We start from the raw sequence: 24,357 nt of genomic DNA, 5'->3' as shown, positions 1-24,357 counted from the left end.
CCCTTTTTGTCTTAGCGCGATTGCTTAAGCAAGGCGTTTATTATCTTGCTCTTGTTGCTCTAACTTCTTTGCAAGCTCATTCAACATATCACGAGTGACCAGCACAATCCCTTTTTTCGAGACTCTAAAGCCATTTTCTTTGTCGACTTTGTTATCGTAACCGATTTCAAGTCCTTCGGGGATCTCACAGTTACGGTCAATAATAGCACGCCTAATCTTACAATTTCGGTTGATCTTAACACCTGGTAATATTACGGATTCTTCGATTTCACAGAATGAATGAACATATACATTTGAGAAAAGTAGTGACTTCTTAACTTTAGAACCAGAAATAATACAGCCACCTGATACTGTTGAATCAACAGCCATACCACGTCTGTCATCATCATCAAAAATGAATTTAGCAGGTGGTAACTGCTCTTGGTAAGTCCAAATTGGCCATTTTGGATCATAAAGGTCAAGCTGTGGCTGTGGCATTACCAGCTCCATGTTGGCTTCCCAGAATGAGTCAAGTGTACCCACATCGCGCCAGTATGGCTGACCATCATGTACATCTCTAAACGGGTATGCAAATACGTTATGCTCTTCGATGATAGCAGGGATAATATCGTGACCGAAATCTCGGCCAGAACCTTCCGTTTCTGCGTCTTTTTTCAATTGTTCAAATAAGAACTCAGTATTGAAAATATAGTTACCCATTGATGCTAAACAGGTCCCTGGCTTACCAGGCACAGAAGTAGGCTCAGCAGGTTTTTCATCAAAACGACGAACACGATTGCTTTCATCAACTGTCATTACACCAAATGTATCTGCCGCTTCTTCGCAAGGTACCTCAATACAACATACCGTCATATCAGCACCTGTCTCAACGTGCTTAGCCAACAAACCACCGTAGTCCATACAATAAACGTGGTCACCCGAGAGGATCATCACATACTTAGGCAGCTCATGGCGGATAATATCCATATTTTGGAATACCGCATCAGCTGTACCACAATACCAGTCATCTCCATTTCGCTGAGAGGCAGGAAGTATTTCAACTGATTCTCCCAATTCTTTTTTGAAATGGCCCCATGCACGATTTACGTGACGAATTAACGAGTGCGACTTATATTGAGTAGCAATACCAACTCGACGAATACCTGAATTTATACAGTTCGACAGTGGAAAGTCGATGATTCGGTGTTTACCACCAAAATAGACTGCTGGTTTAGCACGCCAGTCTGTTAATTCATGTAAACGTGAACCTCGCCCTCCTGCTAGGATGAGGGCATACGTTTCTCTTGTTAAACTACTTATATATCGGTTTGCATAACTTGGCATAACTCTCTCCGTCTTAAGCTAGCTGCTTTTCTTCTGTGTGTTTTGCTGTGCACTAGTATCCATTAATGGCTCCAAATGCCAGATGTCGTCACTGTATTGACTAATGGTCCTATCGCTCGAAAACATGCCACTGGCTGCAGTATTCAAAATACTCATTTTTGTCCAGTGAGCAGTATCTAAGTAGGCTTGTTCAACTTGCTCTTGCGCTTCTACAAAGCTGGCAAAATCATGAGCGACTAACCATGGATCGTGCGGGCTCTTAATCGCCGCAATAATGTCGTCAAATAAATTAGGCTCAAACAGGTTAAAATGACCGCTCTCAAGTAATTGCATTACTTTATAGAGGCTGTCAGTTTGGTGAATAATCTGCTCAGGATTATAGTGTGCTTTGATATCGTCAATTTGCTCTGCACGTGCACCAAATAAGAAGAAGTTATCAGCACCCACTGCATCACGAATTTCAATGTTAGCGCCATCTAACGTACCTATAGTCAAAGCACCGTTCATCATGAACTTCATGTTACCTGTGCCAGATGCTTCTTTACCTGCTGTAGAAATTTGCTCAGATAAATCAGTTGCTGGGCAAATAGTTTCCATGGCTGTTACGTTGTAGTTAGGTAAAAAAGCAACTCTTAAATACGGTTTAGCAAGCGGATCTTTATTGATCACTTCTGCTACGTTATTAATTAATTTAATAATTTTCTTCGCCATGTAGTAACCTGGTGCAGCTTTACCGCCCAGTAGCACGCAACGAGGAACAATGTTTGCTGTATCGCCTTGGCGAATACGATCGTAAAGGTGAATAACGTGCAGTACGTTTAATAGCTGACGCTTATATTCGTGAATACGTTTAACTTGCACGTCAAACATCATTTCAGCGTCAAACTGTACACCACAGCGGTTTTTTACTAATTCAACAAGGCGTTGCTTATTAGTGTGCTTTACAGCTTGCCATTGTTTATGGAATTTAGGGTCGTCATATAGACGGCGTAACTGGCTAATTTTGCTAAAGTCAGCAACCCATTCATCACCAATGTGTTGATTAAGCAGTTTAGCCAACTCTGGGTTACAATGTGCTAACCAACGACGCGGTGTTACACCATTGGTTTTATTATTGAATTTATCTGGCCATAGCTGATAAAACTCGTTAAATAAGCCGGCTTTAAGCAGCTCAGTGTGAAGTGCAGCCACACCATTAACCGAATAACTACCCACAATCGCTAAATATGCCATGCGAATTTGCGGCTCAGGGCCTTCTTCGATCAGTGACAGTGCACGCTGTTTTTCAACATCACCAGGCCAAGCTAACGCAACTTCGGCTAAGAAACGCGCATTGATTTCATAAATAATTTCTAAGATACGCGGTAGTAATCGGGCAAATAAAGATACTGACCACTTCTCTAATGCTTCAGGAAGTAAAGTGTGGTTTGTATAAGCCATGGTCTTAGTCGTGATAGACCACGCTTCTTGCCAATCTAGCTCATACTCATCAACCAAAATACGCATAAGCTCAGCAACAGCAATACTTGGGTGCGTATCGTTTAATTGAAAAACATGGTAATCAGCAAAGTCAGAGAAGTCTTCGCCATGTTTGCTAACCCAGGTATCAATGATGTCTTGTAGACTCGCCGATGATAAGAAGTATTGCTGACGTAAACGCAGCTCTTTACCGTTCTCGCTACTATCATTTGGGTAAAGTACCATTGTGATTTGTTCAGCTAAGTTTTTACGCGCTACAGCTTCTGAGTAACTACCCGCATTGAACTCGCTTAAATCAAATTCGTCAGTGGCTTCTGATTTCCATAAACGTAGGGTGTTTACAATATCGTTCTTGTAACCCGGAATCGGCACATCATAAGGAACAGCTAACACATCATGAGAATCTAGCCATTGACGGTGTTCACGACCCTGTTTATCAGTATAGCTTTCAACATGACCGAAGAATTTTACGCGTTTTGATTGCTCAGGTGCACTCAGCTCCCACGGGTGCCCTTCGCGTAACCAATTATCTGGTTGTTCAATTTGATGACCATTTTCAATAGCTTGATTAAACATGCCATATTCATAACGAATACCATAGCCAACCACTGGTAATGCAAGACTTGCACAGCTATCTAAAAAACATGCAGCTAAGCGCCCTAAGCCACCATTACCTAGACCTGCATCATGCTCAGCCTCCGCAACTTGCTCAAGTTCGGTGCAGTATTCTTGCAACGCCTTAGCTACTTGCTCATCTAAATCTAAGTTTAAAATCGCATTGCCAAGGGCGCGGCCCATTAAAAATTCAAGTGACAAGTAAGCTGTTTTACGGCGTTTTTGTTCATGAATTTGCTGTTTTGTTATTCGGCAACGAGCAACTAATCGGTCACGAATAGTTAATGCTAATGCATGGTATAAATACAGTTGTGATTTACCTACTTTGTCACGTCCAAGGGTGTAATAAAAATGGCGTGATAAATCATCGTCTAAGGTACTTTCATCAACTGTAGGCGCATCCTGCCAGCCCTTAACAACACATACTTGATCGGCATTTTTAGCCATGATTAAGATCCTCTGAATTGGCGGTAAAAACCCAGCTGCTCATTGCAGCAATCTCGTGTTCCTTGTCAACAAACTGAGTTGACATTGGATGAATGCTGGTCAGCGCTAACTGCCATTTTCCTTTATCTAAGTTAGGAAGTTGGCAAGTTACAGGCTCTGATCCTGCATTTAATATGATCAATAAAGCTTGATTTGTGTGCTTGTCAGTCAGGCTGTATATCAGCACCTGGCGATCGCCTTGATGCCAATCGTCTTGTTGCATATTGGTGCCTGATTCAGTGAACCACGCGACGTCATAACGCGGGTCATTGTCGTGAACAAAAAAGCGGTGTTTAAAAATGCTGAACTGCTTACGAATGCGCAAAACATCGTCAATAAAACGTGTAAGAGGATGACTAAATTGTGAGTCTTTCCATGCAAGCCAACTTGTGCGATTGTTTTGACAATAGGCGTTGTTGTTACCACCTTGTGAGTGTGCCATTTCGCTTCCTAATGAAAGCATAGGCACGCCTTTAGAAAGCAACAAAGTTAACAGCATATTTTTTTGTTGCTGTAAGCGTAATTTGCTCACTTGTGGGTCATTGGTAAACCCTTCAACGCCACAATTGAATGAGTGATTGTCACTGTGTCCATCACGATTTTGCTCGCCATTGGCTTCGTTATGTTTATTCTCGTAACTAACTAAATCAGCAAGCGTAAAACCATCATGACTAGTGATAAAATTGATACTGTTAAGTGGCCCACGTAGGTTATGCTCAAACAAGTCAAACGAACCATGTAAACGTTTTGCAAGCTCACCAATTACGCCCTGTTCTTGTTTCCAAAAGCGTCTTATCGTATCGCGATATTTATCATTCCATTCACGCCACGGTGCCGGAAAAGCCCCTAATTGGTAACCTCCTGGGCCTATATCCCAAGGCTCTGCAATGAGTTTAACTTGGCTTAATACAGGGTCTTGATTAATCGCTTGGAAAAACGCATGCGCCTGATTAAAACCATTCGGGTTACGCGCTAAAATGGTTGCTAAGTCAAAACGAAAACCATCAACCCCCATCACTTCAACCCAATAACGCAAGCTATCAAGTACCAGCTGTAAAGAACGAGGCGAATCAATATTTACCGTGTTACCACAGCCGGTATCATTAATATAATGCTGGGGTTTATCAGCAACAGTGCGGTAATAACCTAAATTGTCTAAACCACGTAGTGATAAAATAGGCCCATCTGTGCCCGCCTCTGCAGTGTGGTTATAAACCACGTCGAGTATTACTTCTATGTCCGCTTTGTGAAGCGCTGCCACCATTTCTTGAAACTCACTAATATCATCATTAACGAGATACTCTTTATGTGGAGTAAAGAAATTAAGTGTGTTGTAGCCCCAGTAATTTTGTAAACCTTTAGCGGTAAGAAACTGCTCGCTGATAAATGCATGAATAGGTAATAATTCTAGGCAAGTCACCCCAATAGTGCGTAAATGCTCAATAAAGCTAGGATGGCTTAAACCTAAAAACTTACCTTGTAACGATTTTGGGATCTCAGGATGACGACAGGTTGCGCCAACTACATGACATTCGTAAATAACCGTTTTACCCCAGCTGTGATTCGGCTTTTTACCTGTGTAAGGTGCCAACTCACGGACTCGAGATTTTGGCATATCAATGGCATTATTAACCTGACTTAACTTTCCTACAGGCATTTGCCCATAGTGACGTTCACTCCACGTAAACTCGCCATATAAATCATGCGCATAAGGGTCTAACAGCAATTTGTGATTATTAAAAAATAGTCCTTTTTCGGGTGCGTACTCACCATCAGCGCGAAAGCCATACAAGGCGCCACTTTTCAGAGGGCTCACTTTTAGTGTCCAGATACCGCCTTCGTTCATATGCATCGCTAGGGTGAGAATTTCTGAATGACCACTGCTATCAAATAAGCACAGAGACATATGTTGTGCTTGTGGTGCGTACACAGCAAAGTTTACGCCCTCATCAACAACAGATGCCCCTAAAGGCGAGCTCACCCCAACTTCGAGTTCAACACTATGACTCATCGCTCACCTTCTTAAGGTAAATTGTCGCAAGACCAGGCAAAGACACACTGATGCTTTGATTAAAGCCATGGCTTTCAATCGCTTGGCTTACGATGATTTGCTCTGCGTGACTAGTTGCATCAACGCCAGAACCAAAATAGTCCGCTTTATCTGTGTTCAAAATAACTTGATAAGTACCAGCTTTTGGCACACCTATCACGTAGTCGTGATACACCTGTGGCGTTAAATTACAGATCACAACCACAAAATCTTCTGCTTTCTTTGCATAGCGAATAAAGCTAAACATACTTTGCTCAGCATTGTTGCTGTCGAGCCAAGCAAAACCTGCTGGGCTGGTATCTTGCTCGTATAAAGCTGGCGTACTAGTGTAAACAGCATTTAAATCTTTAATCGTTTGCTGCATGCCACTGTGGCTAATATGCTCAAGTAAATGCCAATCAAGCGATTGGTCGTGATTCCACTCTTTACGCTGGGCGATTTCAGCACCCATAAACAATAATTTTTTACCTGGATGCGCCCACATAAAGGCATAATATGCACGTAAGTTTGCAAACTTTTGCCAGTCGTCCCCTGGCATTTTTTCAATTAATGAGCCTTTACCATGCACCACTTCATCATGGCTAAGCGGTAAAATATAGTTCTCGCTGTAGGCGTAAACCATCGAAAAGGTCATTTCGTGGTGGTGATGCGAACGGTAAAGGGAATCGCGCTGCATATAATGCAAACTGTCATTCATCCACCCCATATTCCACTTATAACCAAAACCTAAACCATCATGGTCAACTTGGCGCGTAACACCCGGCCACGCAGTTGACTCTTCAGCCACCATCATAATGCCCGGATTTTTTGCATAGCAGCGCATATTGACTTGTTTTAAGCACTCAATAGCGCCTAAGTTTTCTCTGCCGCCGTATTGATTTGCAACCCATTGCCCTTCTTCACGGCTGTAGTCTAAATAAAGCATTGAGGCAACCGCATCCACACGTAAGCCATCAATACCAAATTCATGTAGCCAGTACATTGCATTCGCAATCAGAAAGCTACGAACCTCTGCGCGGTCATAATTGTAGATATAGGTATTCCAATCAGGGTGAAAACCTTGTCTCACATCAGCGTGTTCGTATAGATGGGTGCCATCAAAACGATGTAAACCATGAGGATCACTTGGGAAATGACCAGGTACCCAGTCAAGAATAAGGCCAATATCGGCTTCGTGACATTGCTCGACGAAGTAAACAAAATCTTCAAAGCTGCCATAGCGACTGGTCGGGGCAAATAATCCAACGGGTTGATAACCCCAAGAACCATCAAATGGGTACTCGCTGATTGGCATTAATTGTAGATGCGTAAAGCCAAGCTCTTTAGTGTAAGGAATAAGATTATCAGCAAGTTCACGCCATGTGAGATAGCGCTTGCCGTCATCTCGTCTTTGCCAAGAACCCGCATGCACTTCATAAATACTAACAGGCGCATCAACACTGTTTCGTTTTGCACGATTTGCTAACGCCCTTTCAGAAAGCTGAATACCTGTTTTTAGCTTTTGTAGCACTGACGCTGTACCCGGTGCTTGTTGCATCTTAAACGCAAATGGATCAGCTTTATCAAGCACTTCTCCTGTTAGAGTGGTAATAGCAAATTTATAGCATTGATGCTCTTTAAGCCCAGGAATAAATAACTCCCATACCCCACTGGCAGGATGAAAACGCATAAAATGACGATTACGCTGCCAATAGTTGAATTCACCAATAACCGATACACTACTGGCATTCGGCGCCCACACTGTAAAGCGAACACCATCAACCCCTTGTTGAGTCACAAAATGTGCACCAAAATGTTGATACGCATGCTCTAAACTGCCTTCATTAAACAGATACATTGCCTGTTCATCTAAGCTGCTTTCAAAGCTGTACTCATCATATTGTTGATGAGTAAATTCATTGCTATAGCTAACATCCAGCTGGTAGACAGGCTTCGTTTTTGATTTGATATTTGCGACAAATAAATGACTATCACCTTGTTGCTGCGCAACGATTTTTTCTGTGCCAAGCAGAATCGAAACTTTGCTTGCGCCAGGCAAAAAGCAACGAATTTCATAGCTTGTAGGGCCACTTTTATGCGCCCCAAGAAAGCTGAAAGGATCTCTAAAACAACCACTGGCTAATGCATCGATTTGTTTTTGATAAATAACAGATTGTGCACTTTGCTCTTGACGAACACGACTTCGCATTATTGATTCCTTATCGAAATTAAATTGGCTAAGAATGACTGTTGCGCTTCGATAATCTGCGCAGCTGGACGCGACAATAAACGCCGCCAATTTGGGTACTCTTTATCAGTACCGGGGATATTTACAGGCAGTATTTGCTGATCTAAGTCATCTATTTGAATAGTAAATAGCTTTGCTGGTGCTGCCGCTAATGAGGATGCCAACGCTTCATAAACCGTAAAGGCATCTGTTTCTAACGATAAATGCTGGTGTGACTCTCGTGCGATAAAATTAAGCATACGATGCTTTTCAATGTTTCTCGCATCGAATTGAGCCCGAGTTTGCTCATCATCAAGCAAACCATATTGTTGTTTAATCGTTATATCGTGGCCAATCCACCAGCCTTTGAATGGTGGTACATCATGGTTGGCTATCATTAAAAGGCTATGAGGCGCAAAATGCTCAGCCGCTAAAAACTCGCCTTGATAATCTTTTTCAAAGTAGAACAACCCATTTGAATAGATTGCACTTGCTTTTAATGCTTCACGCACTTCATTAGGTACCACACCTAAATCTTCACCAATTACGACGCATTGATTAAGATGAGATTCAATTTTAAGCACTGCTAATAACTGTTCAAACGGATAATAAACATAACAACCATCTTGCTGGGAATTATTCTCAAAACACCACCAAAGACGGCGAATTGCCATTACATGGTCAATTCTAAGACCACCCACATCTTCCATATTGGCGCGGATAAGTGAGCGATAAAAAGCAAAGTTGTCTTTACTTAACTTTTGTGGATTCAGTGCCGGCAAGCCCCAATTCTGACCATGTTCAGCCCAAGGATCAGGCGGAGCCCCAACATGTGCATTTTCGGCAAATAGCTCATTTTGGCTCTTGAACTCACTGCCATCACCTGCACAGCCAACGGCTAAGTCATTAATAAGGCCAATTGCCATACCGCTATCACGGGCAGCTTGCTGGCAGATATTTAATTGAAGGTGAGCTTGCCATTGTAAATAGCTAGCATAATCACGGTCGCCAACCAACATGGTCGACAGGCTGTGTTTATGGGTTTCACAAAAACGAGCGAACTGCTGTTTTCGCTCTTCTGAAGCAAACTCACAAAATTGTTGATATAAACAGCTAAACACTTGATATTTAAAATCACTAACCGATGTATAATCAATGTAAGTCGCATCGGTTTGCGGTTTATTTGCCAATAATTTATCAAGTGCATTATTATTTTTGGCGTCTTCGCATAAAGACACAGCAATATACAGCGGGTTCAATAACGCTCGGCTATTTGGACTATAAGGACTCGCCCTCTCAGGACTGTGTTCAAACAGTAAATGCAGCGGATTAAGCAACACATAATCCATATTGTTAGTCGCGGCTGCTTTAATAAGTTTTGTTAAATCAGCGAAATCACCAATTCCTAACCCCTCTTCATTGCATAAGCTATAAAGCTGAATGGATAAGCCCAAACGCTTTTTATCATCAATAGAAAAGCTTTCTTTAGGTGTGATCCATAGCTGACTATGAGCTTGCTGATCTGCCACTGTAATGAGTGCATCATGGTAACCGATTGGCATTTCAGGAACTGGCAATGCAAGCTCAAGATAACGAATGCCGTTTAAGCCGTAATCACCTAGTACAGCTAAACCTTGCAAGTTTTCACAAGTAAAATGAATATCAAGCGAAGGCACGCTTAGAGTACATGAGCGTGTTAATAAACGCTCATCAACGCGTACTTTCAAAATTGGATGGTGTGCCTCAATAATGCTTGTATGAGGCAACAAGTTCAGCCAAGTACCTGCATCTAATGCAAAATTAAGTTGGTTTATTACATCAGAATCTTGGGTATTTATACCGCAACAACTAAGCGCCTGCTTGCGTGTACTTTCATCGAAAATAACATGCTCACCAGTGTATTTAGTATATTCATAGCCTATGCCATGCAGGTAATATAACTGAGAAAGTGAGTGCATCAAAACACCTAAGCGCGCTGGGTATTAACAATGCTGTTATCAGTACCAAAACCGTTAGGAATATAACCATCAGCTTGGTGGTCGTTGTCCCATGTCTCGCCATTGATTAGATAACGGAAGTGAAACTCTTGATCAAGTGGTAAACGCTGCTTGCATTTGAAAACTTGCTCTTTTTTATTGAACTTCATTGGCACAGGCTGCCAATCTGTAAACTCCGCAACTAATTGCACATCTTCAGCATCAGGATGCTTAAATTCAAAAGTAACTTCGGTTTCGTCTTTAGTTTTAAAAAAACGTTTGCTTAGCATAGTGGGCTCCAATTCAACCAATTGGTAAATTAATCCTTGCCACAGTACCGCATTCAACGACTCTATAAGCGGAGGCTGTGCGTTCCAGGTTTCATAAACTTGATTACCAAATCATCAAGTTCATTAAGTAAATCAAACCTATATTTACGCATTATGACAGTGCAACTGTTTATTTTTCGCACCAAGATAGTGCGTAAATTAAACAAAAATTACAACAATCATATTGCTGTATTATTACGAGCAATAACTGAACCAAGTTGATGATAAAATACACTTTAATTTCAGTATGTTTTATCTACTCTCGTAATGACTTATAAAAAGTAGATAACAAATTGGGTTGGGTAAAGTGAATTAAATTGAAGTGAACAATTAGAGCAAAAACACTAAAAAGACACTATTTCATTTCGTAAAAAATATAAGCATATAATTTACAAAAATAAATTACATTGTTTCTGTAAGGTAAATTATATAAATCTATATGAGACATATATAAATCGTATTCCTTCCAGAAAAAACCTACAAAACAAAGCAAAACCAACCGTTAATTTTTACTACCCAATTAACTTATTTAAAAACTACCCAAGCAGAAAGACAAAAACAATAAGTACAAAATCGTAAATTTAAAATTTAAAACTAGTTATCAAACCAACATCAGACCCAGCTTTAAAATAAAAATAAAAACCTTTTAAAAATTTAAAACCGGACGTTTTTCCAGTGAAGTAAATTTATTTTACATCGTAAACGCTAAGCGAATATTATTAGCTCACTACCACCCCACAAATAGAGCTTATACTCTAAACGATGTGAATTTTCACATTTTGTACCAATCTAAACACCATTATCAATAAAACGCTTTTGCTAACTTATCTGTAACAATATAATTACTGACATTATAAAGGTGAGCACAACTTATAAAAATGCACCAAAATGGTACTCTAGATGACAAATGCAATACGAACTTCATTCACGATTATTATTACTATAATTGCTTTCGCTTATGGGATGAGTATCTTATTAACAAAAAAAATTAATGATTTAAATTATATTGATAGCGGAATAGAGCTGTACTATTTAACTGGTGTAGAATCGCAGATAACAAAAACGGCTTGGTATAATATTTTATTAAGTGGGCAAAACATAATAAGAAAAGAGAATGAAACCTATATAGTAATAAATTCTGAGCAAGGACTGACTGTCGCGGCACTTTCATCAGATATAATATTATCTACACTGTTAGCTCCAATAAATATAATTATACTATTATTATTGATAATGGCAGTAAGCTGGATAGTTAATATAAGAGTACAAACTCGAAATGAGAGTTACACTCTCAAATTGCTTAATACTCAAGCATCTGATTTACTTAAAAGTCTCAACTTAGCTACCAGCTCTACAGCTAAACAACCGCATATTGAGCAACTCCGCGTCAACTATGACGCTCTTCGCACGCATATCACTAACTACACTAAAGAGTCTGAAATAAGTATATTTCAAGATAAGCTCACTCACCTGCTTGACCGCCACGCATACATAGAGCATTTAGCCAAACAACTTAGAATCGCAGAGCGACAAAAATATCGTTGCGCATTACTTTTTATCGACTTAGATGGTTTTAAACAAGTAAATGATTCTTTTGGTCATAGTTTTGGAGATGAAATTCTAATGCAAGTCGCATCACGCTTAAGTAGCATAATGCGACACCATAAGTTATCTAACTTATCTCCGACGAGCCAACTAGATCAAAACTTAGCCCGACTAGGTGGTGATGAATTTTCGATATTTATTGACCTTAAAGAATGTAAAAATAGAGCCTTAGATGTAGCGCAAAATGTTTTACACGAAATAGAACGTGACTTCGTTTTAGGTAATAAACTAATAAAAATTAGTGCAAGTATAGGCATTGCGGTTTACCCAGATAGTGCAGCCACACCACAATCACTGTTACAGATGGCTGATGTTGCTATGTATAGAGCAAAAACCGATGGTCGAGGCATTTTTAAAGTCTATTCACCTGATATGGGCAAGAAAATTAGGCGATATCATTATTTACTTGACGAAATGCGTCTTGCAATTGCAAGCGAAAATTTTCATTTATCGTTTCAACCTATTGTTGATGTTGATGACTGCGCCATTGATTATTTTGAAGCGCTTGTTAGGTGGGAGCACCCAAAAGAAGGACTTATTTCTCCTGAGGAGTTTATTCCGATCGCAGAAGAGTCGAATATTATTCTAGAGCTTGGAGACTGGATAATGCTCGAATCATGTAGGCAAATGTCGGCATGGTACAACGCTGGTATGAGAAAAGTTAAAATATCTGTAAATATCTCAGGAGTACAGTTAAAGCATTGCAATATCTATGATTGGGTTATGGATAAACTATCAAAAACAGGCCTCCCTGCCCACGCATTAATGCTTGAAATCACTGAATCTACTTTTATTGAAGCAAGCAATAAGATTATTCAAACACTTGAACAATTGCGTGCAGAAGGTATTACTATCGCAATTGATGACTTTGGGACTGGCTTTAGCTCGTTAAGTACGCTTGCAGATCTTCCAATTGATGTTATTAAATTAGATCGTCTATTCGTATCGCAAGCTAAAGATAACGCTAAATACCATAAAATAATGCATTCTGTGAGCGAGCTAGGTGCTAAGCTCGGTTTAAAAGTCGTGGCTGAAGGTGTTGAAGATGTAAAACAATTTGAATTGGTAAAATCTATGGGTATCAACAGTATTCAAGGTTATTTGATAAGTCACCCAGAGTCATCTTTAAATGTGGGGCACAAAGTTTTGCAAGATAACTTAAACTTTATATCAGCCACCGGCCGTGGTGTTTGGAATATACAAAAATAGCATAAACCGCTATAATCCCAGCTATTAATCTGTACTTTTATCCAGTTGATGTTAAAAAAAAGCCTATTAACCATTTTTTTAGTTTCCTTTGCGATCACTAGCCTACTCATTGGTTCATCTATTTACACTCTCTATAGCAAGAAAAGATTGTCTGTAGACCCCAAAGTCAAAGAAATCTCAGGGATTGAATTTGATAAATTTAATCGACTTTGGGCCATAAACGACAGTGGCGATCAACCCAAGTTGTACCGCCTTAATCAAGATGGGTCTATTGCAAAAGAAATCTTGGTAACCAATGCTAAAAACATTGATTGGGAAGATATGACGCAAAATAAATTTGGTCATTTCTTTTTGGGTGATTTTGGCAATAACAAAAACGACCGAAAATGGTTAACCATTTATAAAATCGAAAATCCAATCGATATTAAAGGCGAAACCACTGAAGCAGAGATTATCAAGTTTACATACCCCGAAATGGATGGTCGCCCCATCCAACCTGATCAGCGAAATTTTGATTTAGAAGCCTTTGTAGCCTTAGGGCGACATTTGTATCTATTTACCAAAAATCGAACTGAGCCATTTGATGGCATTACTAAAGTTTACAAAGTTGGCGATCATGCAGCTAATTTTGATGCTGAATTAATTGATTCGTTCAAAACTTGCACCACCATGGAAAAGCTTTGTTGGATCACTTCCGCGGCGCTTAGCCCAGATAGAACTAAGTTGGTTCTACTTGATTCCACCAGTATTTGGTTATTTGAGAACTTTCGGGGTGATAAGTTTTTTTCTGGGGATGTATCACGTATTGATTTAGGTATTGTTACGCAAAAAGAAGCCATCACTTTTTACGATGACAACACGATTGTTTTTACAGACGAAGAGTTTAAAGGCATTGGTGGTAATGCCTATGTTATAAAGCTTGATGAAGTCGAAAAGAAGGTCATCCGCAAAGCGCCTCAAGCTGATACAAATTAAGTTCTATAGGCAAAAACTAAATCAAAGGTTAACGCTTAAACTTCGTTTCTAAAATCACCGACGACGTTGTTCGCTCAACACCATCTAAGTTACCAATGTCATCTAACAAGTGGCTTAACTTTTCAAGGTTTTGAGCTTGCACAACGGCGATCAAATCAAATTCACCGCTAATTGCATAGAGCTGTGAAATAGCATCAATCTGCTTTAGTTCAAGGTTCGTTTTGGTGGTCAGTTTTTGTTTCACTTTAATCGAAACGTGGGCTGATACCATTTGGCTCAAATAAGCATCTCCATAGTCTACGCTGTAGCCTTTGATCACCCCTGTTTCTTCTAATTTTAACATTCGGCTTTGAACTGTTGAGCGCGATAAGTTAAGCGCCCTCGCTAGGTCTGAAATACTCGCACGCGCGTTGGTTCTTAAGATAGCTAATAGTTTTTCATCTTGTGAAGTTATCACTTTGACTACTCTTTTCGTTAATTTGCTTTTTATTTTAGTCATTTTTCACAAAATAGCACTGCAAATTTAAGTTCCTAACCCAGATAATAAGAAAAATAGATAAGAAAAATAATCTCATCGTGCTTAATTAGGCAGGAACGGCTTAACTGACCTATTTTTTGCAATTTAACTTTTTTCATACTAAGCCAGATTTAGGTGTAATAAATGCAAGTAACAAGAGAACTTTTTAACGACGTAATGGTACCAAACTACAACCCATCAGAGGTTATTCCTGTTCGCGGTGAAGGCTCACGTGTTTGGGATCAAAACGGTAAAGAATTTATCGATTTTGCAGGTGGTATTGCCGTTAATTGTTTAGGCCATTGTCACCCAGCGCTTGTCAATGCCCTAAAAGAGCAAGGCGAAAAAATTTGGCACTTATCAAACGTAATGACAAACGAACCTGCGCTTCGCCTAGCTAAAAAGTTAACTGATGCTACATTTGCAGATAAAGTATATTTTGCAAACTCAGGTGCAGAAGCTAACGAAGCGGCATTAAAATTAGCGCGTCGTTGGGCATTAGATGTACATGGCGAGCAAAAGAACCAAATCATCGCGTTTAACAAAGGTTTCCACGGTCGTACATTCTTCACTGTTACCGTAGGTGGTCAAGCGGCTTACTCAGACGGTTTTGGTCCTAAGCCTGCTGCTGTTGATCACTGTGATTATAACGATTTAGCTGCGTTTGAAGCACTTATCAGTGACAACACCTGTGCCGTAATGATGGAACCACTACAAGGTGAAGGCGGTATCATTTCGCCAACGAGCGATTTTATCAAAGGTGTTCGCGCATTATGTGATAAACACAATGCTTTACTTATTTTTGATGAAGTACAAACAGGTGTTGGCCGTACAGGTGATTTATACGCATACCAAGGCTTAGATGTAACACCAGATATCCTAACAACAGCAAAAGCGTTAGGCGGTGGCTTCCCAATTGGTGCGATGATCACAACAGCAAGCATTGCAGCGCATTTAAAAGTAGGTACACATGGTTCTACTTACGGCGGTAACCCACTTGCATGTGCGGTAGCTGAAGCTGCTTTTGATACTGTTAACACAGCAGAAGTACTAGCCGGTGTTAAAGAGCGCGAACAGCTGTTACGCGATGGCTTTGCTGCAATCAACGAAAAATACGACGTATTTAGTGAAGTACGTGGTAAAGGTCTATTATTAGGTGCAGTACTTAACAGCAAATTTGAAGGCCGTGCACGTGATTTCCTAGTAGCAAGCACTAAGCACGGTTTAATGAGCCTTGTTGCTGGTACAAACGTTGTGCGCTTTACGCCATCTTTAGTTATTCCTCTAGAGGATATCAAAGAAGGGTTAGCTCGCTTTGAAAAAGCGGTTGCAGACGTTGTAAACGGTTAATCCTAGTTGGCGCATGCTTAAAGCATGCGCCATTGGAGTGCACTTAATGCAAGTATTACGTCCTATAACAGCAAATGATTTTGCTGCGTTAAAACAAATTGCTGTTGAATCTGGTCATGGTTTTACCTCGTTACCAGTTGACGACAATTTACTACAAGAAAAAATTGAACGCGCAGAACGCAGTTTTGCAAAAGACATTAATAAACCACAAGACGAAACCTATTTATTTGTTTTAGAAGACAGTAAAACGGGTGATGTTATCGGCACAACGGCTATCGAAGCTGCTGTAGGAATGTCGGTTCCTTTATATCATTACCACCAAGGTAAAACTGTTCACCATTCACCTACTCTCAATGTATATAACACGGTTGATATTCTGAGTATGTGTAATGACTACACTGGTTGCTCTGAAATTTGTACCTTGTTCTTACGTGAGCAAAACCGCAAAGGTTTAACAGGTCGCTTTTTATCGCGTTCTCGCTTTTTATTTATGGCCCAGCATAGCGAGCGTTTTGCTGACACCATCATCGCAGAAATGCGTGGTGTAAGTGATGAAGATGGCCATTCACCTTTTTGGCAGTGGTTACAAGAACACTTTTTTAGCATTGAGTTCCCACAGGCTGACCATTTAGTTGGTTTAGGCGATAAAGTTTTCATCAGCGAGTTAATGCCGAAGTACCCTATTTATGCCAACTTACTGAGCAAAAAAGCACAAGCTGTGATTGGTAAGGTTCATGAAAAAACCAAGCCTGCGCTTAAACTTTTGGAAAAGGAAGGGTTTGAGCACCGTGGTTATGTTGACTTATTCGATGCAGGGCCAACGGTAGAAGCAAAGCTTGGCAATATTCGCAGTGTCCGTGAGTCACAAGTTTGCCCTATCAGCATTGGTGAGCTTGCGCATATCAATGAGCAAAGCTCAGATACATTAGCTATTTGCAACCAAGGCGTAAATGATTTTAGAGCCACATTCACCAAGCATGCTCATTATAACCACGCTAAGCACACATTAATCGTCAGCCAAGAAGTGGCAGATGCACTTAAATTAAAACAAGGGGATGCAGCACGGTTTTTCCGTTTGTAACCGCTTAAGGAGTTTAAAATGAGTGTCACAACTCAACTTATCGATAACCAATGGCAAGCAGGCCTTGGTCATGATTTTAGTTCAATCAACCCAAGTAATGGCGAGGTTGTTTGGCAAGGTAAAACAGCCACAGCTGAACAAGTCGCTGATGCAATAAAAGCAGCTCGTAGTGCGCAGCTAGGCTGGGCTGATATGACTCTTGAAGAGCGTATCGTTATTCTTGAAAACTTTGCTGCAGAGCTTAAAGAGCATAGCGAAGAATTTGCAACGATCATTGCCCGCGAAACAGGTAAACCGCTTTGGGAAACACGTACTGAAGTAGGTGCAATGACGGGTAAAATCGCCATTTCAATCAGAGCCTATAACGAACGTACGGGTACCACAGAAAACCCAATGCCTGGCGCTAAAGCGTTTATTCGTCATAAGCCACATGGTGTTGTTGCAGTGTTTGGCCCTTATAACTTCCCGGGTCACTTACCAAATGGCCATATTGTGCCAGCTATTTTAGCGGGTAATACCGTTGTATTTAAGCCATCAGAACTAACACCACATGTTGCTGAATTCACCTTAAAACTTTGGCTTAAAGCAGGCTTACCAGCCGGTGTCATCAACCTTGTGCAAGGTGAAGTAGACACAGGTATTGCACTTGCCTCTCATCAAGATATTGATGGCTTATTCTTTACGGGTAGCTCAAATACAGGTCACCTATTACATAAGCAATTTGCAGGTCACCCAGGTAAAATTTTAGCGCTGGAAATGGGGGGTAATAACCCACTGATCGTAAAAGATGTCGCAGATGTAAGTGCGGCTGTTCACGACATTATTCAGTCTGGTTTCATTACCTCTGGCCAACGTTGTACCTGTTCTCGTCGTTTATTTATCGAGAACTCGGCAAATGGTGATGCAATTTTAGAAAAATTAATTGCTGCAACAAAACAAATTAAAGTCGCCGACAGCTTTAGCGAAGATCAACCATTTATGGGTGCAATGATCAGCGAAAAAGCAGCACTAGGTATGGTTGCAGCTCAGCAGCAGTTGCTTGATATGGGAGCAACCTCTCTTGTAGAACTTAAGCATCTTGAGCCGGGCACTGGTTTTGTAAGCCCTGGTATTATTGATGTAACGGCTGTTAAAGATATGCCTGATGAAGAGCACTTTGGTCCTCTTATCAAAGTTTATCGCTACACAGATTTCGATAGCGCGATTAATGAAGCAAATAACACCTCATTTGGTTTATCTGCTGGTTTATTAAGTGATGATAGCGATGACTACCAGCATTTCTTAAAACGTATTCGTGCCGGTATTGTTAACTGGAACCGACCAATTACAGGCGCATCTAGCGCTGCACCATTTGGTGGTATTGGTGCCAGTGGTAACCACAGAGCGAGCGCTTATTACGCTGCTGACTACTGTGCATACCCTGTTGCTTCTGTTGAAGCCGAAAAAGTTAACTTACCACAGACCCTTGCGCCGGGCTTAATTATTGAATAATTGTTTGGCGGCCTCGCCGCCTTAATCGAAGGAATTAAACATGCACACAGATGTAAACGCCCTATTTGAAAACCTATGGGACAACTATTTATCAGTTACGCCATCGGCGGTAAAAGTACATGAGTTACTTGGCTCAACACAAAAAGATGACGTGATTAACGATCACATTGCTTTACGTACTTTTAACCATGAAAAAATCGGGTTAGAAAAACTAGCAGCGCACTTTTTAGCAGTTGGCTACAAAGAATGCGGCGAGTACCACTTCGAAGCGAAAAAACTATACGCAAAGCACTTCGAACACTCAGATCCTAAGCAACCTAAAGTTTTCATTTCTGAATTACTTGTTGAGCAATGTTCAGAAGAGCTGCAAACGATTGTCAACGACATGGTTTCACAGATTGACGAAAACGCTGTTACAGCCGATAATTTCCTGTATTCAGGTACGCACTGGCAAGTAAGTTCAGACACTTACAAAAAACTGCTCGCAGAAAGTGAATATGCAGCATGGATGTCAGCATGGGGTTACCGTGCTAATCACTTTACGGTGAGCATCAATGAATTAGCAAAATTCGATGATATCGAAAGTGTAAACCAAGCACTTAAAGATGCGGGTTTTGCGCTAAATACATCTGGCGGCGAAATCAAAGGTTCACCAGAAGTATTACTTGAGCAATCTTCAACCCTTGCTGATGACAGCGAAGTTGAGTTTAGTGATGGTGTTGTTGCCGTACCGAGTTGTTTTTATGAGTTCGCTCTGCGTTACGCAAAACCAGATGGCGAGCTATACACAGGTTTTGTGGCAGCATCAGCTGACAAAATTTTTGAGAGCACCAATGCTCGATAACTAAAAAGAGTTTATGTATGAGGCTAATTGGGTTTATCGTAATTTTATTTACTCTAAACACTGCTACGGCAACAGAAAAGCCTAAGCTAACAATTCTGTCTCATGCATATTTTGCTAATGAATTTGACAAAAATAGTGTCAACCGTCACCTAAATGCTGTAATCAAACCAGCCCTTGCAGATGAATTCGATATAGATGTCGAAATAACAAATCATGCTCGGTTATTAAAACGCTTATCTGGTAACGAAGCTAGTTGCACTTACAATGCCATCAAAACCCAAAATCGATCGAAAGCTATGATATTTTCGACGATACCCACGTACATGCATGTACAGCGTCGTTTATACGCCCTTAAAAGTACCTTAAAGTCAGGTTCGGAGCCTGTTTCTGTTACAGAGCTACTAAAAAGCAAAGCTAGCTTTGGGATTGTTGGCTCAACTAGTTACCGCGAACTTGATAGCATTTTCGCTGATAAAAAATTCAATGTCGCAACGATTTACGGTGAAAATGCTTTTTTGCAATTAAGCCGCCTACTTTTCAGCAAACGTATTGATTACATCGTTGCATACAAACAAACACTTGATGTACACATTCCAGCTCATGAATTAAACCAACTCACATCAAGACGTATTGCTGAATACCCAGAATTTATAAATGGCTTTTTTACATGTAGTAAAAACACAGAAGGTTATCGAGCTATGTCGCTTATAAATGATTATATGCAAAAGGTAGAAATGGCTGCTTATATCAAAGAACTCCACCAGCAAATGAACGATCCTAGCGACGCAGAAGCAATGCTTAAAATTTACACAAACGAATATGGAATACTCTTTCAAAACGACTAAGCAGCCTCTAACTTTTGCATAAAAATAACTCAAAATATTATCAAAAAACACTTGCGCAAATAAAAACGCAGATCTATTATCTCGCCGCTTCTTGATGATAGCCAATCCGAGTACATTACAAACCCTGTTTGTAGCAAGGCGATAGAGCAACTATCCAAGAGTGTATTTGATTGCACAGAAAAAACTGTGCGCTTAATAACACTCAACTGACTCGGACTTCCATTTTTTTCCGAGCAGTTGCTTAATTGCCGGAGAGTAAAATGGCTATTTCAACACTTACACAAGACTTAACAATCAAAGTACCTGCAGCATCGGTTGCTGCAAACGAACCAGTAGCACAACCTTCAAACCAATTTATTGAGCAACTCGTTGAGCAACATGGCGCGCCATTAATGGTGCTTGATTGTGAATCTGTTCGTCATCAATACCGTGCATTAAGCCGTGCTTTACCTGGCGTTGCTTTACACTTTGCATTAAAGCCACTTCCTCATCCTGCGGTTGTTCGTACGCTTTTAGAAGAAGGTGCCAGCTTTGATTTAGCAACCAGCGGTGAAGTTGACTTAGTCGCCAGCCAAGGCGTACCAAGTGATCGTACTATTCACACGCACCCAATCAAACGTGATCGTGATATTCGTGATGCACTTGATTACGGTTGTAATGTGTTTGTGGTTGATAACATCAACGAATTAGAAAAGTTCATTGCATACAAAGACCAGGTTGAGTTACTTGTTCGCTTAAGTTTTCGTAATGCGGAAGCATTCGCTGATTTATCGAAAAAATTTGGTTGTAGCCCAGCAATGGCTATTGAAATCATTAGCTATGCGCAACAATTAGGTATTCGTATCAAAGGGTTGTCGTTCCATGTTGGCTCGCAAACAGCAAGTCCGGCTAAGTATGTCACTGCTATTGCTGCATGTAACCAAGTGATTAACGACGTAGCCGCATTAGGCTTACCTGCGCTTAGTACGCTTGATATCGGCGGTGGTTTCCCTGTGCCTTACAACAAAGACGTGCTGCCAATTGAGGAATTTTGTGCGCCTATTAATGATGCCTTAGCACAGTTACCAGAGACAGTTCGCGTAATTGCTGAACCAGGTCGCTTTATTGTAGCCAGTGCTGTAACCAGTGTTGCATCGGTCATGGGTCAAGCAGTGCGTGATGGTAAGCCTTGGTACTATTTAGATGATGGTATTTATGGCTCATTCAGTGGTTTATTGTTTGATGAAGCCTCGTACCCTATCGACTCGTTCAAACAATCAAACGAACGTGTTGAGTCCGTGTTAGCAGGCCCGACTTGCGATAGCATCGACGTAGTAAGTGAATCAATCATGCTACCAAAATTAAACAATGGCGATTTAATCATCAGCCGTATGATGGGTGCTTACACATTAGCAACTGCAACAGATTTTAACTTCTTCAAACGTGCAAAAGTTATCGTACTGAATGATGTAGTGCAGGTTGACGCACTCACCGGTTAATCGTTTCCTCGACTAAAAGCATGTAAGGCAACATGCTTTAACTCTTAAAATGCAGCTGCTCATTCCAGCTGCATTTTTTTTGCTTAAAGAAACAGTGGTTTGTAGTCGTTTTCTAATTGTTCAAACGACAAGTTACCAATAAAACGGCCAAAGCTTAACCACGTTGCTAGGCCTCGTAAATCTTTAAAATGTGGTGGTATAAATTTAGGGTCTTCAATCACACCTAAATCATGTAATTGCGATATCAGCCTGAAATCATCAATTGAGATTTTACCGACTAATAATAAGTGCAATTGATCAATTCGGCCTAATTGAATGGCAACCCGAATAAGGTTATACACCAACACAAAACCTTTAATGTAGGCGATATCTTTGGTAAAAGGTAAGCCTGTTGCTGTGCTGCCCCTAAACACGCGTTGAGTAAGTGTATAGCTTTCGTCTTTACTCAACCCTTGCGCTACATAATCACGATAAATATCAACAAATTCTGCGCCATCAATGACTTTAGTAATACCTTGAATACGGTTCACTAATTTTGCTAAACGTCGCGGCGTTGACTTTAAGGTAATAATTTCGGTCAATACCGCAAGGCCTTCTTGGGTGACCGTAGAGCTTGGAGTGCCTTTACTTAAACAGGTTAAATAAGGCTGAGCAAGACCATTTTGCGTGGTCCCAACATGGATCCAGCCTTCATGCACCTCAAGAATATCTAGCTCTCTTTGAGAAAATTTAACATCTTGATTAAGTTTAATATTATTTGCACCTGCCGCAGCATCACTCACAATACCATCACTCAGAATAACCTCAACGTCGATGCCCGGCATCGTTTGAGCTACTTGTGATGCTAAAATTTTTACTGCATCTTCTGCATCAATGTTTTTTGGATCATCAGGCAAGATATCAGCATCAAGCATGCTTTTTAGCGGCTGCTCAAGCATGGTTGCAAGTTCAGAAAGTGAAGGCTCTCCAGCATGGAATAAATCTTTTGGATGACCAAACAACTCAACAGACAAATCATGAAATTCAGGAGTACCACGATATTCAATCATACTAAGTACGGTTTTATATTCAGTACACATTTTGCTCATATATTGCGCAATTGGGTTTAATTGCCCTAACTGGCTGATGATATCGCGATTTAAATCAGAAAACGCGCGGCGCAACTCGCTTGGTACAAAACCAAGATCACGCTGTTGGTAATAGGCTTGATCAACCGTTGGGTTCTTTTGGCACTTATGCTTAAAAAACTCTTCTTTTATTTGTTTATCCCAATTAATCGCATCAAGGATACGAATGGGTGTTTGCAATGCGATTAATCGGTCAGATAACTCGCGGGTTTTTGCTAATAATGCCTTATCTATCATGCTCTAGGCTCACTGTGTAATGAGCCTAGAGCATAGGCTAAATTTGCATAATTACAAAGCAAAATTAAGCGTTTTTTAATTAAAATTTAGCTTTTTTAGAGACTAATTTTCCGTCGTTGTAGAGAAGTAAACTGGGTACCGAATTAATGCCATTTTCAATAAATAAATCATTACCATAATCGATTGAAACCGGCATAGTTGCAGAGAATTTATCAACATATTCTTGCACTGCGCTTTGGTCAGTCCACAGTTGACTCACTTTAACCTCGACATCAACTCCTTGCTCTGCCAACTGATTAACATGTTGCTGTGCTAATTCACACTGTTTTGCCATTGCAGGGCGCGTGTCGGCTAAGTACCAGTCGCACCATGTTGCGGTAAATAATACGGCTTTTTTTCCTTTGTTCGGAATAAGCAAAGGAGTGGATTGGCCTTGCTTTTCGTTTAATAAGCGCGCTTCATCAACTTTGCCATTGTGTGATAACAAACGTAATGTGTTATCAAGCGGTTTATCAGCTTCGTGGCCTTGAAAAATCACCTTTTTATCACTATCAATCAATACATGAAAAGGGGTGCCCATAAATTCATAATGTTTAGCAACTTGCCCTGTGTGATCAGTAAAAATTGGCATAGTAAGTAAAAAACGCTCTTTAACCTTAGCAACAGCGTCTGCATCATCATTGAGATCAATATTAATAGCCACAAATTGAATTTTATCGCCATATTGCTCATATGCATGCTGAAAATGTGGCATTTGCTCCATACATGGCTTGCACCAAGTCGCCCAAAACTTTAAGTAAACGGGCTTCTTGCCTAAGTAACTGTCAAGTTTAACTATTTTCCCCGCTTCATTTTCTAACATCAGGGGAGCTGTATTTGCTAATATGCTTTTGCTTACAAGCAACAAGCCTGTTAGTAGTATCAGGGGTATAAACTTATATTTCATTGTGTGTCCCTCAAATAAAATCTATCTTAAGTTTAAGGTAAGAGAAAATATTGTAAATTTTCGACATCTGCTATCTAAATGTGATTTTACTGATTTATCGCAAAGTAAGGTTTTAAAAATACAACAACACAATTAATACCTACATAAAATAGCACTAAACTTTTTATAGATCTGAAACGTATTACTTC

Annotated in this window: 17 protein-coding genes; 8 read left to right on the top strand and 9 right to left on the bottom strand. The window is 40.3% G+C overall.

Translation table 11 applies throughout. The features are described 5' to 3' along the window. Positions 1-24 precede the first annotated feature (24 nt). The 6 genes from glgC to IMPJCBKJ_RS14555 are packed head-to-tail and all read right to left on the bottom strand — an operon-like array spanning position 25 to position 10,425. Entirely contained in the window at positions 25-1,323 is a 1,299-nt protein-coding gene (gene glgC / locus IMPJCBKJ_RS14580; protein WP_054551973.1) for a glucose-1-phosphate adenylyltransferase, read from the bottom strand. A gap of 18 nt (positions 1,324-1,341) precedes the next feature. Then, positions 1,342-3,864 (bottom strand): glycogen/starch/alpha-glucan phosphorylase, encoded by a 2,523-nt coding sequence (locus IMPJCBKJ_RS14575; protein WP_138616555.1) that lies wholly within the window; start codon positions 3,862-3,864, stop codon positions 1,342-1,344. Continuing rightward, a complete protein-coding gene (gene glgX / locus IMPJCBKJ_RS14570; RefSeq protein WP_166340809.1) occupies positions 3,857-5,914 on the bottom strand; it encodes a glycogen debranching protein GlgX in 2,058 nt (685 codons plus the stop codon). Before glgX ends, IMPJCBKJ_RS14575 begins: the two co-directional genes overlap by 8 nt. Beyond that, positions 5,904-8,141, bottom strand: a complete 2,238-nt coding sequence (gene glgB, locus IMPJCBKJ_RS14565) for a 1,4-alpha-glucan branching protein GlgB (protein WP_166340808.1) — start codon at positions 8,139-8,141, stop codon at positions 5,904-5,906. Before glgB ends, glgX begins: the two co-directional genes overlap by 11 nt. After that, complete coding sequence (malQ, locus tag IMPJCBKJ_RS14560) at positions 8,141-10,117, bottom strand: 4-alpha-glucanotransferase (RefSeq protein ID WP_166340807.1); 1,977 nt, start codon at positions 10,115-10,117, stop codon at positions 8,141-8,143. The genes glgB and malQ overlap by 1 nt, the downstream gene beginning before the upstream one ends. Before the next feature lie 8 nt (positions 10,118-10,125). Further along, positions 10,126-10,425 carry an isoamylase early set domain-containing protein gene (locus IMPJCBKJ_RS14555; RefSeq protein ID WP_054551968.1) on the bottom strand — a complete coding sequence of 100 codons (300 nt, stop codon included), beginning with the start codon at positions 10,423-10,425 and terminating at the stop codon, positions 10,126-10,128. 939 nt (positions 10,426-11,364) lie between these two features. On the opposite strand from IMPJCBKJ_RS14555, the gene IMPJCBKJ_RS14550 reads away from it, so the two are divergent. Beyond that, a complete protein-coding gene (locus IMPJCBKJ_RS14550; protein ID WP_166340806.1) occupies positions 11,365-13,278 on the top strand; it encodes an EAL domain-containing protein in 1,914 nt (637 codons plus the stop codon). 48 nt (positions 13,279-13,326) lie between these two features. Further along, entirely contained in the window at positions 13,327-14,253 is a 927-nt protein-coding gene (locus tag IMPJCBKJ_RS14545) for a hypothetical protein (protein ID WP_054554519.1), read from the top strand. Between the two features lie 28 nt (positions 14,254-14,281). Here the strand turns inward: IMPJCBKJ_RS14545 and IMPJCBKJ_RS14540 are convergent, their stop codons facing one another. After that, complete coding sequence (locus tag IMPJCBKJ_RS14540; protein ID WP_054554593.1) at positions 14,282-14,710, bottom strand: Lrp/AsnC family transcriptional regulator; 429 nt, start codon at positions 14,708-14,710, stop codon at positions 14,282-14,284. A gap of 204 nt (positions 14,711-14,914) precedes the next feature. Here IMPJCBKJ_RS14540 and IMPJCBKJ_RS14535 point away from each other — a divergent pair, with 204 nt between their 5' ends. The 6 genes from IMPJCBKJ_RS14535 (at position 14,915) to IMPJCBKJ_RS14510 (ending at position 21,859) form a co-directional block, all read left to right on the top strand. Beyond that, positions 14,915-16,120, top strand: coding sequence for an aspartate aminotransferase family protein (locus tag IMPJCBKJ_RS14535; protein ID WP_138616543.1), 1,206 nt, complete (start codon positions 14,915-14,917; stop codon positions 16,118-16,120). Positions 16,121-16,166: 46 nt separating this feature from the next. Beyond that, on the top strand, positions 16,167-17,201 hold the full coding sequence (gene astA / locus IMPJCBKJ_RS14530; protein WP_054554521.1) for an arginine N-succinyltransferase: 1,035 nt from the start codon (positions 16,167-16,169) through the stop codon (positions 17,199-17,201). Positions 17,202-17,219: 18 nt separating this feature from the next. Beyond that, entirely contained in the window at positions 17,220-18,692 is a 1,473-nt protein-coding gene (astD, locus tag IMPJCBKJ_RS14525) for a succinylglutamate-semialdehyde dehydrogenase (protein ID WP_138616541.1), read from the top strand. A gap of 40 nt (positions 18,693-18,732) precedes the next feature. Beyond that, positions 18,733-19,536, top strand: coding sequence for a DUF1338 domain-containing protein (locus tag IMPJCBKJ_RS14520; protein ID WP_166340805.1), 804 nt, complete (start codon positions 18,733-18,735; stop codon positions 19,534-19,536). Positions 19,537-19,553: 17 nt separating this feature from the next. After that, on the top strand, positions 19,554-20,381 hold the full coding sequence (locus IMPJCBKJ_RS14515; protein ID WP_166340804.1) for a hypothetical protein: 828 nt from the start codon (positions 19,554-19,556) through the stop codon (positions 20,379-20,381). 260 nt (positions 20,382-20,641) lie between these two features. Next, positions 20,642-21,859 (top strand): type III PLP-dependent enzyme, encoded by a 1,218-nt coding sequence (locus tag IMPJCBKJ_RS14510; protein ID WP_166340803.1) that lies wholly within the window; start codon positions 20,642-20,644, stop codon positions 21,857-21,859. Positions 21,860-21,942: 83 nt separating this feature from the next. On the opposite strand, the gene IMPJCBKJ_RS14505 is transcribed toward IMPJCBKJ_RS14510, so the two are convergent. After that, complete coding sequence (locus IMPJCBKJ_RS14505) at positions 21,943-23,223, bottom strand: flavohemoglobin expression-modulating QEGLA motif protein (RefSeq protein ID WP_166340802.1); 1,281 nt, start codon at positions 23,221-23,223, stop codon at positions 21,943-21,945. Between the two features lie 79 nt (positions 23,224-23,302). Next, positions 23,303-24,169, bottom strand: coding sequence for a redoxin domain-containing protein (locus IMPJCBKJ_RS14500; RefSeq protein WP_166340801.1), 867 nt, complete (start codon positions 24,167-24,169; stop codon positions 23,303-23,305). Positions 24,170-24,357 lie beyond the last annotated feature (188 nt).

The organism is Pseudoalteromonas sp. MB47, assembly GCF_011319765.1.
GTDB lineage: Bacteria > Pseudomonadota > Gammaproteobacteria > Enterobacterales > Alteromonadaceae > Pseudoalteromonas > Pseudoalteromonas simplex.
The sequence above is the reverse complement of the archived record's forward strand: the minus strand, read 5'-3'. Positions and strand labels throughout refer to the sequence as shown.

Coding starts and splice junctions, on each gene's coding strand:
- glgC (WP_054551973.1), bottom strand. CDS start 1,323: ATGCCAAGTTATGCAAACCGATATATAAGTAGTTTAACAAGAGAAACG.
- IMPJCBKJ_RS14575 (WP_138616555.1), bottom strand. CDS start 3,864: ATGGCTAAAAATGCCGATCAAGTATGTGTTGTTAAGGGCTGGCAGGAT.
- glgX (WP_166340809.1), bottom strand. CDS start 5,914: ATGAGTCATAGTGTTGAACTCGAAGTTGGGGTGAGCTCGCCTTTAGGG.
- glgB (WP_166340808.1), bottom strand. CDS start 8,141: ATGCGAAGTCGTGTTCGTCAAGAGCAAAGTGCACAATCTGTTATTTAT.
- malQ (WP_166340807.1), bottom strand. CDS start 10,117: ATGCACTCACTTTCTCAGTTATATTACCTGCATGGCATAGGCTATGAA.
- IMPJCBKJ_RS14555 (WP_054551968.1), bottom strand. CDS start 10,425: ATGCTAAGCAAACGTTTTTTTAAAACTAAAGACGAAACCGAAGTTACT.
- IMPJCBKJ_RS14550 (WP_166340806.1), top strand. CDS start 11,365: ATGACAAATGCAATACGAACTTCATTCACGATTATTATTACTATAATT.
- IMPJCBKJ_RS14545 (WP_054554519.1), top strand. CDS start 13,327: ATGTTAAAAAAAAGCCTATTAACCATTTTTTTAGTTTCCTTTGCGATC.
- IMPJCBKJ_RS14535 (WP_138616543.1), top strand. CDS start 14,915: ATGCAAGTAACAAGAGAACTTTTTAACGACGTAATGGTACCAAACTAC.
- astA (WP_054554521.1), top strand. CDS start 16,167: ATGCAAGTATTACGTCCTATAACAGCAAATGATTTTGCTGCGTTAAAA.
- astD (WP_138616541.1), top strand. CDS start 17,220: ATGAGTGTCACAACTCAACTTATCGATAACCAATGGCAAGCAGGCCTT.
- IMPJCBKJ_RS14520 (WP_166340805.1), top strand. CDS start 18,733: ATGCACACAGATGTAAACGCCCTATTTGAAAACCTATGGGACAACTAT.
- IMPJCBKJ_RS14515 (WP_166340804.1), top strand. CDS start 19,554: ATGAGGCTAATTGGGTTTATCGTAATTTTATTTACTCTAAACACTGCT.
- IMPJCBKJ_RS14510 (WP_166340803.1), top strand. CDS start 20,642: ATGGCTATTTCAACACTTACACAAGACTTAACAATCAAAGTACCTGCA.
- IMPJCBKJ_RS14505 (WP_166340802.1), bottom strand. CDS start 23,223: ATGATAGATAAGGCATTATTAGCAAAAACCCGCGAGTTATCTGACCGA.
- IMPJCBKJ_RS14500 (WP_166340801.1), bottom strand. CDS start 24,169: ATGAAATATAAGTTTATACCCCTGATACTACTAACAGGCTTGTTGCTT.